Genomic DNA, 15,572 nt, shown 5'->3' with positions numbered 1-15,572 from the left:
ACAGTGATCCTGCGTTGCCCGCAAACTCGAGCCCACCACAAAACCTGTAGGAGTGAGCCTGCTCGCGATGGCGTCAGCCCAGCCAAATCACCAACAACTGACACATCGCTGCCGCCGATTAACGATCCGCCAGCAACAACCACTCAACCTGCGCCAGTTCCCAGGTACTGAGCAGACTCACCGGGTCCGTGCCATAACGCTGCCACGATTCAAGCGCACCCTCATGGCCTTCAGGACTGCGGGCATATTCACAGTGATGCAATCGTTGACCGGCAAAATCCAGCAGCAGGCGCCAGCCGTCGATATCGACCGTGACCAGGCCGGTCGCATCAGGTCCTGCGCAGACGTCCAAAGTCAGGATGCCCAGCGCCGCTTCACGCAGACGCTGACAAACCTCGCGGGCGGTCAAGGATGACGACATGTCGAGCTCAATCAAAAAATGAGGCGCCAGCATAAGGCGCGGCTCGGCACCTGTCAGCGATCACTGGCCCGACACGGAACAATTCCGTAACATTCGCCCCCCCTCTTTTTCCGAACACCTGCGGTCGCCGCGTCGGCCGCTCAGTCAGGTAAGCCATGAAACCGATTCGTCTGCGCGCCGATGTCCTGGCCGGACTCACCACCTCGTTTGCCCTGTTGCCCGAATGCATTGCGTTTGCGCTGGTGGCGCACCTCAACCCGCTGATGGGCCTGTATGGCGCGTTCATCATTTGTACACTGACGGCATTGTTCGGTGGGCGGCCGGGCATGGTCTCCGGCGCCGCAGGCTCGATGGCCGTGGTGATCGTCGCGCTGGTGGTTCAGCACGGCGTGCAGTATCTGCTGGCGACGGTGTTGCTCGGCGGTCTGATCATGATGGCGTTCGGGCTGCTACGCCTGGGCAAACTGGTGCGCATGGTGCCGCACCCGGTGATGCTCGGGTTCGTCAACGGTCTGGCGATCATCATTGCCCTGGCGCAACTGGAGCATTTCAAAAACGGTGAAGACTGGCTCAGCGGCACGCCGTTGTACCTGATGACTGGCCTGGTGTTGCTGACCATGGCCATCGTCTACCTCCTGCCGCGCCTGACCCGCGCTGTGCCGCCGGCACTGGTGGCGATCCTCGGCGTCGGTCTGCTGGTCTACCTGTTCGGCCTGCCGACCCGCACCCTCGGCGACATGGCGCACATTGCCGGCGGCTTGCCGAGCTTTGCGCTGCCGGATATCCCGTGGAATCTCGAAACCCTGCGCATCATCGCCCCCTACGCAATCCTGATGGCGCTGGTCGGCTTGCTGGAAACCCTGTTGACCCTCAACCTCACCGACGAAATCACCGAAACCCGCGGCTATCCGGACCGCGAGTGCGTAGCGCTCGGCGCGGCGAACATGGTCTCGGGCGCATTCGGCGGCATGGGTGGTTGCGCGATGATCGGGCAGACCGTGATCAACCTCAGTTCCGGCGGGCGCGGGCGTTTGTCCGGGGTGGTCGCGGGCGTGCTGATCCTGTTGTTCATCCTGTTCCTGTCACCGCTGATCGAGCGGATTCCGCTGGCGGCGCTGGTCGGCGTGATGTTCGTGGTGTCGCAGCAGACCTTCGCCTGGGCATCGTTGCGGGTGCTGAACAAAGTGCCGCTCAACGATGTACTGGTGATCATCGCCGTGACCACTATCACCGTGTTCACCGATCTGGCCACCGCTGTGCTCTGCGGCATCGTCATTGCCGCGCTCAACTTTGCCTGGCAGCAGGCGCGCGAACTGTACGCCGACGAGCATCTGGAAGCCGACGGCAGCAAGCTCTATCGCCTGCATGGCACGTTGTTCTTCGCCTCGACCACGCCGTTTCTCAACCAGTTCGACCCGACCAATGACCCGGACCGGGTGACGCTGGATTGCCGGCATCTGAGCTTTGTCGATTATTCAGCCATTGCTGCGCTGAAAACCCTGCGTGAACGCTACGCCAAGGCCGGCAAGCATTTGCAGGTATTCCATCTGTCGGAGCGCTGCAAGAAATTACTCAAGCGTGCCGGCGTCGATCACGACTGAGTCTGCGCCGGACGCGTCCTTGAGCCAGGTCTTGCCGAGAATGCGCGAGACCTGATCGGCGGAGTAGGGCTTGGCGATGAACTCGAACCCTTCGTAACCGCTGCGCGCCAGCTCTTCGCTGTAGCCGGACGTCAGAATCACCGGCAGATCCGGGCGGCGCCGGCGCAGCTCTTTGGCTAGAGCGACGCCGGTGATGCCCGGCATCACCACGTCGGAAAACACCGCATCGAAGGCCATGGCGTCAGCACCTGCCAGTTGCAGGGCTTCTTCGGCGTTGGTCGCCCAGACCGTCTCGTAGCCCAAGTCCTGCAGAATCTGATTGGCAAAGCGGCCAACATCGAGATTGTCCTCGACCACCAACACCCGGCGCTTTTCGTGCAGCGGCTCTGCGTCGTCATCGTCTGCCGCATCGTTGCATTCCACTTCACTGGCAGGCACTTGTGGCAAGTACAGGGTGAACTCCGTGCCTTCGCCGAGCACGCTGGACACATCGACGTTGCCGCCCGATTGCTTGGCAAAGCCGAACACCTGAGACAAGCCCAATCCGGTGCCTTTTCCGACATCCTTGGTGGTAAAGAACGGTTCGAAGATGTGCTCAAGAGTCTTCGCATCGATGCCGGGGCCACTATCGGCCAGAGCAATCGACACGAACTGCCCGCCGGAGCCGGCGTGGCCGCGAATCGCTGGCAGCGGCTTGTTGCATTCCAGTCGCAGTTTCAACAGACCCTGACCGTTCATGGCATCGCGGGCGTTTAACGCAATGTTGATCAGCGCGGTTTCGAACTGACTCAGGTCGACGCGGATATAGCAGGGATGATCGGGCCGTTCGACGCACACATGAATTTGCGCACCGGTCACCGATTCGAGCATTTCACCGATGTTTTCCAGACGCTCGCCGGCATCCACCACCTGCGGATTGAGCGGCTGGCGACGGGCAAAGGCGAGCAACTGGCTGGTCAGCTTGGAAGCGCGTTCTACCGTATCCGACACCGCACGCATATAGCGCTGGCGGCGCTCTTCGGAAAGGTTGGGCTGGCGCAGAAAATCCACTGACGAGCGAATGATCGTCAGCAGATTGTTGAAGTCATGCGCGACGCCGCCGGTGAGCTGGCCAATGGCTTCGAGCTTTTGCGACTGGCGCAAGGCTGATTCCGCGTGGGCCAGGCGCAGGCTGCGCTCCTCGACCCGCTGTTCGAGCGTGGCGTTCAGTTCGGCGAGCGCGTTCAGGCCTTCGCGCACGCTGGCATCGGCGCGCACTCGCTCGATGTGCGCCCAGCAACGTTCGGTGACTTCGCTCAACAGCGCCTGTTCGAATTCCGACCAGATCCGCGGCGCCTTGTCGTGGATGGCCATCAAGGCAGTCAAGCGACCTTGCTTGATCAGCGGCACGCAAATGGTCGCGGTGATGCCGATCGCCTGGAACGTTGCCGATTCTTCCGGCGGCAATTCGCTACGGTTGTCGTGGATGACCAGTGGTTTGCCGGCACGCAATAGCCTCACGGCTTTTTCGCCGAAGTCGCGCAATCGATAGTGGCCAACGATGCTTGGCGAGCCCGGCGCCGCGTAGTCGCCGCGAATGGTGAACCCGTCTTCGTCGGCATCCATGTCGGCGTAGGCGCAATTGGACAGATGCAATTGCTCGACCATCAAGCGCGTGCTGGCCGCCAGAATGTCCTGGGCGTCAGTGGCGTTGGTCACCGCCTTGCCGATCGCATCGAGGACCGCCAGGCGCTGGTTGAGGTAAACGGTTTGAGTGGTTTCGGTGACGGTGTCGATCATGCCGACCACGTTGCCCCGGGAATCGCGAATCGGGCTGTAGCAGAAGGTGAAGTAGGCCTGTTCGGGACCGCGGCCACGCTCGATCAACAAGGCGAAGTTTTCGATGTAGGTGGCTCGCCCGGCATAAGCCGCATCGGCGATGGGGCTGATCTCGCTCCAGGCTTCTTTCCAGATATCGCTGAAAGGTCGGCCCAACGCATTCGGCTTGTCGCCGAGAATCGGCACGAACGCGTCGTTGTACAAGGTGATTAGTTCCGGGCCCCAGATGATCGCCTGAGGGAAGTGCGAAGCAAGACTGAGCGAGACCGTGGTCTTGAGCACATCGGGCCAGTGTTCCAACGGGCCGAGCGGGCTGTTTGCCCAATCGTGCCGTCGAATCTGCTCGGCCATCGCGCCGTGGTCCTGTAACCAGTCTTTCATGGGGATCGTGTCTATCCTGACATCAGCATGTGAAGAAGACCCTTGTGCCGGAGTTTGGTTTCAGCGCACCCGTGCGGTGTTGGCGAGCGGGTGGGGCCGGGCCTACGCGCATCATGGCACGATGCATTGGACAAAACGATTTGTGGCGAGGGTTTTGCGCCCTCGCCACAGTGTTTTTGCCAACGGGTTATCACACTTTGATGGCGGGGAAATCGATGTCGGTCAGCGCGGTGTTGTTCAGGTAGTTGGTCAGGGTCTGCACCGCTACCAGCGCGATCACTTCAATGATTTTCACGTCATCGATACCGGCGGCGCGGGCGGCAGCGATCTGCTCGTCATCAAGGTGCCCACGGGTTTCGACCAGTTGCCGGGCGAGGGCGGCGTAGGCGTTAAGTTCACCGTGACGGGCGGCGACGATGTCCTCGGTCGACAGTCCAGCCTTGCCAGCGAACAGGGTGTGCGCCGCCAGGCAATAGTCGCAACCGTTGACCTGCGAAGTGGCGAGGTACACCGCTTCTTTTTGCTGGGCGCTCAGGGAAGTCTTGCCGAGGATGGCCGAGGCCTGCACGTAAGTGTCGAGGGCGACCGGCGCCTTGGCCAGTGTGGAGAACAGATTCGGCAGGAAGCCGATTTTCTTTTTCACGCCTTCCAGCACAGGGCGGGTGGCATCGGTGGCGGTGTCGAGGCTGATAGCGTTGATGCGGCTCATGGTGATTCTCCGAAGTACCGGTGCAGAGTGCGCCGGGGATGGATGCCATGTTATTGAGAGTGTCTGGTGCTTTGGCGGCAAATCGTCGAGGATATGCTGCAGATCGTCCAGATGTGTTTGTGTGGAGGACTTATCGACGGGGGGCGCTTTCGCGAGCAGGCTCCCACATGAGCATGCATTCCAGAATGGGAGCGAGCCTGCTCGCGAAAGTCTCGACGCGGAGCGAGCGTTGCAACACCACAAGCAGCCAACAAAACCGGAGTCGCCCATGGATCGCCTGTCAACCTTGCTCAGTCATTTCGGAGTGAATGCCGGCACATTTCACCGCGGCGCGTTTTGTGGCGTCAGCGTGCATGAGGACGAGCCGGTCGGCCATGTTCATCTATTGCAGACGGGCGAATTGTTGTTGCAGCCGGGTCGTGATCGCGAGATGCGGCTAACTGAGCCATCGCTGATCTTTTTCCCGCGCCCCTTCACTCATCGCATGTTTGCCGACGAAGCCATGGACACCCGGCTAGTCTGTGCATCGCTGACCTTCGACGGCGGCTCCGGCAATGCCCTCGCGGCGGCGCTGCCGGATTATCTGGTGCTGAAGCTGACGGACGTTCCCGAACTGGGCAACACACTCGAATGGTTGTTCAAGGAAGCCTTCGAAGGCCATTGCGGGCGTATGGCGGTGATGGATCGGTTGTTCGAATTGCTGGTGATTCTGCTGTTACGCCACTTGATCAGCAGCCGAGAACAACAACCGGGGATGATCGCCGGGCTCGCCGATCCGCGCTTGTCGCGTGCTCTGAACCTGATGCATGAGCAACCGCACAAACCCTGGAGCGTGGCCGAGCTGGCGTCGGTCGCCAACCTGTCCCGCGCCGGTTTTGCCGAGCAGTTTCGCCGTGTGGTCGGGCAGACGCCGGCCGATTATCTGCTGAGCTGGCGGGTCAGTCTGGCGCAGAAACGCCTGCGCGAGGGCCGGCCGATTGCGCTGATCGCCGAGGAGGTCGGTTACGAAAGCCCGTCGGCGCTGGCCCGGGCGTTTCGACGCAAGACCGGGCTCAGCCCGCGTGAATGGAAGGCTGGCGCCCTGAGCATCATTTAGCGAATTTCTTCGCCCCGGCTACGCACAGAATCACGCCCAACGTCACCGCCAGCATGCCGAGGCTGACCTGTTCGTGCAGCAGTGTCGCCGCCAGGGCCAGTCCGAAAAACGGTTGCAGCAATTGCAACTGGCCGACCGCTGCGATCCCGCCCTGAGCCAGGCCGCGATACCAGAATACAAAGCCGATCAGCATGCTGAACAGCGACACATAACCCAGGCTCAGCCACGCAGGCAGACTGATGGTAGCGAACGAGGCGGGCGCCAGCCACAGACTGGCAATCGCCATCAGCGGCAACGACAGCACCAGCGCCCAGCAAATCACCTGCCAGCCACCGAGGCTGCGTGACAGCTTTGCGCCTTCGGCGTAACCGAGGCCGCAGGCGAGAATGGCCGCGAGCATCAACAGGTCACCCGTGGGCGAAGCGGTCAAACCTTGCGACAAGGCAAAACCGACCACCAGCGCACTGCCGAGAATCGAAAACAGCCAGAACACCGGACGTGGCCGCTCACCGCCGCGCAGCACGCCGAAAATCGCCGTCACCAGTGGCAGCAATCCGACAAACACAATCGAATGCGCCGACGTGACGTGTTGCAATGCCAACGCCGTCAGCAGCGGAAAACCCAGCACCACGCCGAGCGCGACAATCAGCAACGACAGCCATTGATTGCACGCCGGCCGTGGTTGGCGGAACAACCCCAGCAGAACCACGGCCAGCACCCCGGCAATCGCGGCGCGCAGCACGGTCAGAAACACCGGATCGAACTCCAGCACCGCCAGGCGTGTGGCGGGCAGCGAGCCGCTGAAAATCAGCACGCCAATGAAACCGTTGATCCAGCCACTGGTTTTTTCCAGTGCCGGGGCGGGCAGGTGCGAAGTCTGTTCCATACGAAGTCATGCTCGACAAGTGAGTGGCGTTGCGCCGATGCTAGGGCCGAGAATCAGCACAATCAAAAAATTGTCATGGATACACCTCGACATGCCACGCTCCCGCTATAAAACACTGGTCGACGCTTATGCTGCGGACATTCGTTCGGGGCGTCTGGCACCGGGCACGCGCTTGCCGACACATCGGCAATTGGCGACACAAGAAGGGCTGGCGCTGGTCACCGCCTCGCGCGTTTACGCCGAGCTTGAGGCCATGGGCCTGGTCAGCGGCGAAACCGGGCGCGGCACCTTTGTCCGTGAAACGTTGCTGGCGCCGGGGCAAGGCATCGATCAGAAAGACGTGGCGGTCGGCATGATCGACCTCAATTTCAACTACCCGTCATTGCCTGGGCAGGCCGAGCTATTGCGCACAGCGCTGCGCCAATTGGCCTTGTCGGGCGACCTTGAAGCGCTGCTGCGCTATCAACCTCACGCCGGTCGCAGCCATGAGCGCGCATCGGTCGCCCGGCATTTGCTGAGCCGTGGCGTCGAGGTCACGGCCGAGCAGGTGCTGATCGTCAATGGCGCCCAGCAGGGGCTGGCGGTGACGTTGATGGCGCTGCTCAAACCCGGCGACGTGATCGCCGCCGACGCATTGACCTACTCCGGCTTCAAGATTCTGGCCGAAGCGCTGCATCTGGAGATTGTCGCGATCCCGTCGGGCGCTCAGGGGCCGGACCTCGACGTCCTGGAAAAGCTCTGCCGCCACCGCGCGGTGCGTGCCGTGTACTGCATGCCGACACTGCACAATCCACTGGGCTGGGTGACGCCATTGGCGCAGCGCGAGCAGTTGGTGGCGATCGCCCGGCGGTATGATCTGACACTTATCGAGGACGCGGCCTACGCGTTTCTGGTGGAAAACCCACCACGCGCGCTGATTGATCTGGCGCCGGAGCGCACGGTTTACGTCTCGGGCCTGTCGAAAAATATCGCCACGGGCCTGCGCGTTGGCTTCATCGCCGCACCGCTCGAGCGGGTGCCAGCGCTGGAACGGGTGATCCGTGCCACGACCTGGAACACGCCGGGCGTGATGACCGCCATCGCCTGTGGCTGGCTCGACGACGGCACCGTGACGCTGCTTGAAGAGCAGAAACGCAACGACGCCATGGCGCGACAAGCATTGGCCGCCGAGGTGCTCAAAGGTCTGCATTGCATTGGCCATCCGGCTTCGTACTTCCTGTGGCTACCGCTGCCGGAAGACGTGCGCGCCGACCAGATCGTCGTCGAATTGATGCGCGAACAGATTTCGGTCACCAGCGCCGAACCGTTTGCCGTGGCGAGCCATGTGCCGCATGCGATTCGCCTGGCACTGGGCTCGGTAGACATTGATGTACTGCGCCAGGCACTGAGTACTGTCCGTCGGGTTCTCGGCGCTTATCTATAAACACAAAATGCTAACCTTGCGCCGCCCGTTGAAATGGAATCGGAACTTGCGATGAAAAACACTGCTGCATTGACCCTCGCGCTGGTGCTCGGCACTGGCCTGCTCAGTCCTCTCACGCAAGCCGCAGGCGATCCCGAAGCTGGCGCAAAAATCTTTCCGCGCCTGTGCGGCGGCTGCCATCAGGTCGGCGAATCCGCCCGCCCCGGATTCGGCCCGCAACTCAATGGCATCATCGGCCGGCCGGCCGGGACCTCCGCGAACTATGTGTATTCCGACGCGATGAAAAACTCAGGGCTGACCTGGGATCGCGACACGCTGATTGCCTACCTCAAAGACCCGAAAGACGTGGTGCCCGGCACGCGGATGATTTTCTGGGGACTGAGCGACGAGGAGAAGCTGGATAATCTGTTGGCGTATCTGCAGACGTTTTCGCAGTAAGTTCTGCGGCAATTTCCAACTACAACACCGAAGCAATATTTCAGCAACGCCTGCTCACGCCACCCGATTGCGACCGTTCGCCTTGGCCTGATACAGCTGCTGGTCAGCACGTTTGAGCAGCGCGACATGGCTGTTGTCAGCCGGGTCAGCCAGACCTATACCGATGCTCACCGTGACTTGTTCGATGCCTGGGAAATCCGCGCTGGCGATCGCCGCGCGGATCTTTTCGGCGACCACTTCGGGTGTGTCGGGGGTGGCGATTTCCGGCAGCAGCACGGCGAACTCTTCACCACCGTAACGAGCGATGAAGTCGGTGGTGCGCACACTGGCCTGAATCAGTTGCGCCAATTGTTGCAGGACAGCATCGCCCACTGCGTGACCGTGCGTGTCGTTGATGCGCTTGAAATGGTCGGCGTCGATCAGCAGCAGCGAGAATGGCCGACCGGTGCGGCGAAACAGCAGCGTGTACTCGGTGAGTTTTTCGTCGAAACGACGACGGTTATAAACCCCGGTCAAGGCGTCGTGGGTAGCCAGACTCAGCAGTTCGGCATTGGCCTGGGTCAGCGCCGCAGTGCGCTGCGCGACGGTGGCTTCGAGTGAGGCATTGGCTTGTTGCAGTTCGCGCTCCTTGGCCAGCAGCGACTGGGTCATGGCCTCGATCGACTGGCCGAGCTGGGCGATTTCCTGCACCGGGTGTTGCAAAGCAAATTGCACACCGGTCTGTTTGTTCTGCACCTGCCGGGCCGAGTGCGCGAGCTGCTCGATCGGCCGGCTCAGATACAGCGCCAGATAGTAGGCCACCAGACCAAAAATCACCGCCGCGAACACGCCGAGAATCAGCAATTTGTAAAACAGCAGGCGTGCCGGTTGCAGTGCGGTTTGCAATGGCTGACGCACGGCAATCGACCAGGTCAGTGCCGTGCTGGAAGGGGTCGGCACGCTGACCGTGCTGGTCAGAAAACCATTGCTTGCCGTCCAGCCTTGCAGCTCTTCGTCAGCCGTCGCCACTTGCTGGCCAGCCAGCGCTTCCGGATAGAGAACCTTGCCATCGTGATCGATGATCAACGCTTCGATGTCCGGCGCAGAATGTTTGTGCGCGAACGCCGCCGACTCGACCATGCGCGTGACCCAGCTCCAGTGTGCATGTGCGCCCAATACGCCGATGACCCGGCCTTCGGCGTTATGGATCGGCGCGGCAAAATCGATGAAACGCAGCGGCTCGCCATTAGGCAGGGCGGGCAACATTTTCGCCAGCAGCACGGCCTCATGCGGGTCGCCGGTGTACTCACCATTCAGCCCGGCCCGGAACCATGGCCGTTGCTGCACCGACTGGCCGACCAGTAAACCGCCCACCGCTTGATGCACCTTGCCCTCGGCGTCAGTGACGCCCATCCACGCATACTCGGCGCGGGCCTCGGTGCGCAATTGCATCGATTTAAGGATCGCCGGATTGTCGAGATCGCCGCGTTCCAGATGCGGCGCACGGCTGAGCAGATAAACCTCCAACTGGCGTTCGCGCAGTTGTTCGCCCAACAAGGACGCCGCCGCGCGCGCGGTATTGAGCAGCGCATTGCCGCTGGCCTGCTTCATCTGCTCGGTGGCGATGTGGCCGACATAGAAGCCCACGCTCAACAGTGTCAGCAAAGACAATCCGGCGAACCAGAGGGTGAGGTGGCTACGCAGACTGGCTTTGAGCATGGCAGGCAGGGTCTGTTCTGATTTTTGTCGGCGAATGGTATGCGCAATGGGCGGCGGGGGCCAGTCGCGTGTGGATTGCCCGGCAGTCTCAGGTTCGCTTGCCTGTGCTTTTGGAAGAGCTGCGTACGCTGCTGATTATGGCGCTACCGGCCGAATGCACAGCTCACCGGTCGCACGGGTCAACGCCAGATCATGCAGCGCATCCGGGGTCAGGCCGTTGCGGGCATTGGCCAGCCATTTTGGGCAATCGGCGTCATGACGATACGGCGCGAAGTCGGCGTACTGTTGCAGCAGCCGTGTTTGCAACTCATCCAGACGTGGACGGATCTGCTTGCCCAGATCAGGGCGCGGCGTGTCCGGCGCGGCACCGGCGGCTTGCCATTTCGCGAGCAGACCGTACTGCACCAGCTTGTTCGCCTCCATTTGCGCGGCGAGCAATTGCGCAACGTCTTGCGGGTCGAGTTGGCGTTCTGTGGCAAGCGTCTGTGCATTGGCGATGACCTGCGCTTCACGCGGGCTGTCCTGGATCGGCTTGCCGCTGTCCCATTTGGTCAGCGCCACGAGGTCACCGATGTTCAGGCGTTCGTTCAGCGTCTGCACCAACGGCTTCAAGGTTTCGGCGGGCGCGGCGGCGTGAACGGTGGTGGCGAGCAGGGTGAGAAGTGTAGCGGTCAGCAAATTGGCAACGTGCGGCATGAACAGACCTCAAGCGGAAAATGGGCGTGCGTGTTGTTTACCACAGCCCGTGACACGCTACCTACTACCGTCAGCGATTGTTTAGCCGATGTTTGAACCGCTGATAAACAGCGAACGGAAATGTTAATTGCACACCGCTCGCAACTCATCGAAGCTATCCTCCATCAACCCCTCCCGCCGTAGAGATGGACCTCCCCTCAATGCAAGTCGCCAACCACCGCCCGCTCTGGCAAACCTATCTGCTGTTCCTTGCGCCGATGGTACTGTCGAATTTTCTGCAATCGATGTCGGGCACGGTCAACAGCATCTACATCGGCCAGATGCTCGGCACCCAGGCACTGGCGGCGGTGTCGGGGATGTTTCCGGTGGTGTTCTTTTTCATTGCGTTGGTGATCGGCCTCGGTGCCGGGGCGGGTGTGCTGATCGGCCAGGCCTGGGGCGCGCGGGAACCGCACATGGTCAAGGCAATTGCCGGCGCGACGCTGTTGCTGGGCGTATTGATCGGTTTGCTGGCGGCGGTGCTCGGCAGCGTGTTTGCGCGACAGGCGCTGACCGGGCTGGGAACGCCGGCGGATGTACTCGATGATGCGGTGGAGTACGCCCATGTAATGCTGTGGATTCTGCCGTCACTCCTGGTGTTCGTGCTGTTTACGCAATTGCTGCGCGGGGTCAGCGATACGCTGTCCCCGCTGCTGGCGCTGATGGTCTCGACCTGCGTCGGGCTGGCGCTGACGCCGGCACTGATTCGCGGCTGGTTCGGCTTGCCGCAACTGGGCATTCAGAGCGCAGCTTATGCCGGGCTGGCCGGTAACCTGTCGGCGATGGCGTGGCTGGCGTGGCGCTTGATTCGCAAGGGGCATCCGCTGGCGCCGGACCGGGAGTTTTTTGCCGCCCTGCGACTCGACCGGGCGATTCTCGGCAAGGTGCTGCGCATTGGCCTGCCGACCGGTGTGCAGATGATCGTGCTGTCGCTGTCGGAGCTGGTAATTCTGGCACTGGTCAACCAGCACGGCTCGCAAGCGACAGCGGCCTATGGCGCGGTGACGCAGATCGTCAATTACGTGCAGTTTCCGGCGTTGTCGATCGCGATCACCGCATCGATTCTCGGTGCGCAGGCCATTGGTGCCGGACGGCTGGAGCGCATGGGCCCGATCCTGCGCACGGGCCTTGTGATCAACGTGTGCCTGACCGGTGGTTTGATTGTCATCGGCTATTTGTTGTCGCACTGGTTGCTCGGGCTGTTCCTTACCGATGACTCGACCCGGGCGATGGCCGAGCATCTGTTGCACATCATGTTGTGGAGCCTGTTGGTGTTCGGCTTCCAGGCGATCATCGGCGGCATCATGCGCGCCAGCGGTACGGTGCTGGTGCCGGTGGCCATTGCGATCATCTGCGTCGTCGGCGTGCAACTGCCGGCGGCGTACTGGCTCGACGGGCAATTTGGATTGCAGGGTGTGTGGATGGCGTTCCCGGTAGCGTATCTGGGCATGCTGGTGCTGCAAACCCTGTATTACAAACTGGTCTGGCGGCATCAGAAGATCGAGCGGTTGGTTTAGCCCGGCGAGGGTTGGCGTAACGACGGTTGTTTGCTTAAAGTCAATCGAGGCGTCCGATAGCGAGCCCAGCCTGGAGAATGTCAATGTCGATCCGATTGCTGCTGGCTGCCGCGTTTTGCCTGTGCGCCACGACTGCTGCGCAGGCCGTTGAGTACAATCGGGTCAATACCACCGCCAGCCAGATCAGCTTTACCTACAGGCAAATGGGCGCGCCGATGTACGGCACCTTCGGCAAGTTCGAGGCGGCGCTGGATTTTGACAGCGCCCGCCTCGGTGACGCCCGGACCACGCTGCATATCGATCTCACCAGCATCGATGCCGGCAGTGAAGACGCCAACACCGAACTGGTGAAACCGGCGTGGTTCGATACTGCACAATTTCCTGTAGCGGTGTTTCAGTCGACGCGTTTCACCGAAGTGGCCGAGCATCGCTATCTGATCGACGGCCAGCTCACCCTCAAAGGCATGACGCGCGATGTGCAGGTGCCGGTGGAATTGAAACCGGGCAGCGGCATCGGTGTGTTCGACGGCGAGATGATCCTCAATCGCGACGAGTTTCGCCTCGGCGCGGGGGAGTGGGCAGACTCGGTGGTATCCAGAGAGATCGCGATCAGATTCAAGGTCGTGGCGCCACAGCAGTGACGGTAAGCTGCCATCAGCAGATTCTGTCGATCCACAAGGTATGATGTCGCGGTTTTCCGCCGGAGTTCGCCTGTCATGCCACGCATCACCCACTACAAGACCCCATGCCCCGAAGGCGTCAATAGCCAGATTCTGCAAATGGTCGTCGACTACCTGACCGACATCAGCGCAGTCGGCCTTGGCCCGAGCAACCTGCTCTACAACGTCTATCAGTACGCGGTGGGTTATGAGGTGCATCTGTATCTCGAGGCATTGAACGGCGAGAAGGGCACCGAGGTGGAATTGCTGGTGGCGACTGACGAGGACGATCCGGCGCAGGTCATCGGCTTTCTTCTGTACCTGCCGGTGCAGGGCGACTGGGAAGCGTGCAGCGTCGCCTACATGGCCGTGCGCGAAGGGCATCGGCGCCAGGGTGTGGCGCGGGCGATGATCGGCGAAATGGTCGGGCGATACCCGCATGCCGAACTGACGTGCAGCGTTGGCAAGGTCCCGTATTTCGAGGCGCTGGGCTTTGAGGTAATCGGCTCGCGCGAAACCCAGGTACTGATGAGCACCCGGCACTATCGCAGCAACGGCCTGCGCGGATTTATCGATACCACCCCGATTTATCGCTCGCTCGAGGTTCAGCAGATTCATACCTATCTGCTGCAGAAAAACGGCAAGCGCGCCATGCTCGACGCCGAGAAACAGCGTGACCGGCATCTGGATCAGACCACCCGGCATACCGAGGAATTCGTCCGCCAGCGGCTGACGCTGCACTGAGTTGCTCGGCGTACCCCGCATGACGCTTTGCGTCACGCTATGGACGCAGAGCGTCCGGGGCTGCATTCCCACGCGGAGCGTGGGAACGATCAACACTCAATCCGCAGCCAGTCCGGCTATTCAGCCAAGCTTCACATTCATGGTAATTCGCGCCGTGAAGACCTTTTTGCCCTCGGTATCGTGAATATCGACGGTCACCACCTTGTCGCCCTCGCTTTGCCAATCCACGCCTTCAGCGCTGGCCACTGCCGTCACGTCGGTTTTGGCCTTGGCCAGGTATTCCACGGTCATGCCTTTGGGAATCCAGCGCGCGCCGTCCGGGATCGAGACGTCGGTCATCATGCCGCCAGCGAGTTCTGCCGCGTTGCACATGGCAATCGCATGGACCGTGCCGAGGTGGTTGGTGATTTCCTTGCGAAACGGCACGTGAACGGTGGCGGCGTTCGGGCGCAGTTCGCTGATCACTGGGTTGATCGTGCTGAAGTAAGGGGCGAACTGGCAGGCCATCTTGCTGAAGGCATCGGAGCCGACGCTGTTGAACATGCTGAGAGATTGACTCATGGGAAACGCCTCGCGATAAGTGGTTTGGCAGAACGATATTCCGTTACAGAATAATATTCCGTAACGGAACGGTATTCTGTCTGCGTGAAATCTGTCAACCTGTGCAGGCTTTTTTCTTGGGCACGAGCGTGTCTTCCATTTTCATTTTTCGGGCTCTGAGCAGCATGGACACCGCAGATCTACTTGAACGCAGTTACCCCGGCCGGCGGGCCGAACTTAAGCGCGACATCTTTCGCAAGGCGCTGAATCTGTTCAACGAGCAGGGAATCGAGGCCACCACCATCGAGATGATTCGTGCCGAGTGCGACACCAGCGTCGGCGCGATCTATCACCATTTCGGCAACAAGGAAGGCTTGGTCGCGGCGCTGTTTTTCACGGCGCTGGAGGACCAGACGCGGCTGCGCGATGAATATCTGGATGCCGCGAAAAGCACCGAAGAGGGCGTGCAGGCGTTGGTGTTCAGCTATCTGGATTGGGTCGAGCGCCAGCCACAATGGGCGCGCTTCCAGTATCACGCGCGATTTGCCGTGACCAAGGGGCCGTTCAAGGATGAGTTGGCCGAGCGCAACAAAACGCGCAATCGGCGTCTGCGCGAATGGCTCGGCGAATCCGGACGCATTAGCGAATTGCGTGAGTTGCCCTTCGAATTATTGCCATCGCTGATCATCGGCCAGGCTGACAGCTATTGCCGGGCGTGGCTGGCGGGGCGGGTCAAGGGCAGTCCGATGGAATATCGCCAGGTGCTGGCGCAAGCCGCATGGCGCTCGATTCGCGCTGACTCGGCGTTGCCCGACTGATTTTGCGCAAGGGGAATGGCAGTCAATGGACACCCCAGGCTGTTTGCGCGACTCGCCAAATTTCTGAAGCAAAACGCTGACCCTGTGG

General features: G+C 61.2%; 15 protein-coding genes. 8 read left to right on the top strand and 7 right to left on the bottom strand.

Translation table 11 applies throughout. The annotated features are described in order from the left end of the window. Window positions 1–118: 118 nt before the first annotated feature. Window positions 119–421: a DUF7693 family protein gene (locus ACYYKW_RS11870; protein WP_464990193.1), complete on the bottom strand. Its 303-nt coding sequence runs from the start codon at window positions 419–421 to the stop codon at window positions 119–121. 155 nt (window positions 422–576) lie between these two features. Between ACYYKW_RS11870 and ACYYKW_RS11865 the strand changes: the two genes are divergently transcribed. Then, window positions 577–2,022 carry a SulP family inorganic anion transporter gene (locus ACYYKW_RS11865; protein ID WP_093100634.1) on the top strand — a complete coding sequence of 482 codons (1,446 nt, stop codon included), beginning with the start codon at window positions 577–579 and terminating at the stop codon, window positions 2,020–2,022. Here ACYYKW_RS11865 and ACYYKW_RS11860 read toward each other — a convergent pair. Further along, window positions 1,990–4,221, bottom strand: a complete 2,232-nt coding sequence (locus ACYYKW_RS11860; RefSeq protein ID WP_464990192.1) for a response regulator — start codon at window positions 4,219–4,221, stop codon at window positions 1,990–1,992. The two genes, ACYYKW_RS11865 and ACYYKW_RS11860, sit on opposite strands and share 33 nt — an antisense overlap. Before the next feature lie 190 nt (window positions 4,222–4,411). After that, window positions 4,412–4,930, bottom strand: a complete 519-nt coding sequence (locus ACYYKW_RS11855; RefSeq protein WP_464990191.1) for a carboxymuconolactone decarboxylase family protein — start codon at window positions 4,928–4,930, stop codon at window positions 4,412–4,414. Window positions 4,931–5,198: 268 nt separating this feature from the next. Here ACYYKW_RS11855 and ACYYKW_RS11850 point away from each other — a divergent pair, with 268 nt between their 5' ends. After that, complete coding sequence (locus ACYYKW_RS11850; RefSeq protein ID WP_464990190.1) at window positions 5,199–6,026, top strand: cupin domain-containing protein; 828 nt, start codon at window positions 5,199–5,201, stop codon at window positions 6,024–6,026. Here the strand turns inward: ACYYKW_RS11850 and ACYYKW_RS11845 are convergent. Next, a complete protein-coding gene (locus tag ACYYKW_RS11845; RefSeq protein ID WP_464990189.1) occupies window positions 6,019–6,912 on the bottom strand; it encodes a DMT family transporter in 894 nt (297 codons plus the stop codon). The two genes, ACYYKW_RS11850 and ACYYKW_RS11845, sit on opposite strands and share 8 nt — an antisense overlap. 91 nt (window positions 6,913–7,003) lie before the next feature. On the opposite strand from ACYYKW_RS11845, the gene ACYYKW_RS11840 reads away from it, so the two are divergent. Together ACYYKW_RS11840 and ACYYKW_RS11835 are read left to right on the top strand one after the other, a co-directional pair. Next, window positions 7,004–8,335, top strand: a complete 1,332-nt coding sequence (locus ACYYKW_RS11840) for an aminotransferase-like domain-containing protein (protein ID WP_464990188.1) — start codon at window positions 7,004–7,006, stop codon at window positions 8,333–8,335. Window positions 8,336–8,386: 51 nt separating this feature from the next. Then, window positions 8,387–8,773 (top strand): c-type cytochrome, encoded by a 387-nt coding sequence (locus ACYYKW_RS11835; protein ID WP_090284292.1) that lies wholly within the window; start codon window positions 8,387–8,389, stop codon window positions 8,771–8,773. Window positions 8,774–8,827: 54 nt separating this feature from the next. On the opposite strand, the gene ACYYKW_RS11830 is transcribed toward ACYYKW_RS11835, so the two are convergent. Both ACYYKW_RS11830 and ACYYKW_RS11825 read right to left on the bottom strand, forming a co-directional pair. Further along, window positions 8,828–10,471 (bottom strand): sensor domain-containing diguanylate cyclase, encoded by a 1,644-nt coding sequence (locus ACYYKW_RS11830; protein ID WP_464990187.1) that lies wholly within the window; start codon window positions 10,469–10,471, stop codon window positions 8,828–8,830. A 135-nt stretch (window positions 10,472–10,606) separates the two neighbouring features. Beyond that, the gene (locus ACYYKW_RS11825; protein WP_464990186.1) at window positions 10,607–11,167 is read right to left on the bottom strand and encodes a chorismate mutase; all 561 of its coding nucleotides are present in this window, start codon (window positions 11,165–11,167) and stop codon (window positions 10,607–10,609) included. A 200-nt stretch (window positions 11,168–11,367) separates the two neighbouring features. On the opposite strand from ACYYKW_RS11825, the gene ACYYKW_RS11820 reads away from it, so the two are divergent. From ACYYKW_RS11820 to ACYYKW_RS11810, 3 genes are all read left to right on the top strand, one after another. Next, window positions 11,368–12,723 (top strand): MATE family efflux transporter, encoded by a 1,356-nt coding sequence (locus tag ACYYKW_RS11820; RefSeq protein ID WP_464990185.1) that lies wholly within the window; start codon window positions 11,368–11,370, stop codon window positions 12,721–12,723. Between the two features lie 83 nt (window positions 12,724–12,806). Continuing rightward, a complete protein-coding gene (locus ACYYKW_RS11815; protein ID WP_464990184.1) occupies window positions 12,807–13,364 on the top strand; it encodes a YceI family protein in 558 nt (185 codons plus the stop codon). Between the two features lie 75 nt (window positions 13,365–13,439). Continuing rightward, window positions 13,440–14,126, top strand: coding sequence for a GNAT family N-acetyltransferase (locus ACYYKW_RS11810; RefSeq protein ID WP_464990183.1), 687 nt, complete (start codon window positions 13,440–13,442; stop codon window positions 14,124–14,126). 120 nt (window positions 14,127–14,246) lie between these two features. Here ACYYKW_RS11810 and ACYYKW_RS11805 read toward each other — a convergent pair whose 3' ends face one another. After that, complete coding sequence (locus ACYYKW_RS11805) at window positions 14,247–14,687, bottom strand: hotdog fold domain-containing protein (RefSeq protein WP_093100663.1); 441 nt, start codon at window positions 14,685–14,687, stop codon at window positions 14,247–14,249. 164 nt (window positions 14,688–14,851) lie between these two features. Between ACYYKW_RS11805 and ACYYKW_RS11800 the strand changes: the two genes are divergently transcribed. Continuing rightward, window positions 14,852–15,484, top strand: coding sequence for a TetR/AcrR family transcriptional regulator (locus tag ACYYKW_RS11800; protein ID WP_464990182.1), 633 nt, complete (start codon window positions 14,852–14,854; stop codon window positions 15,482–15,484). The last annotated feature ends 88 nt before the right edge of the window (window positions 15,485–15,572 follow it).

This window comes from Pseudomonas sp. 15C, from assembly GCF_055484735.1.
This window is presented reverse-complemented; position numbering and strand designations above follow the sequence as displayed.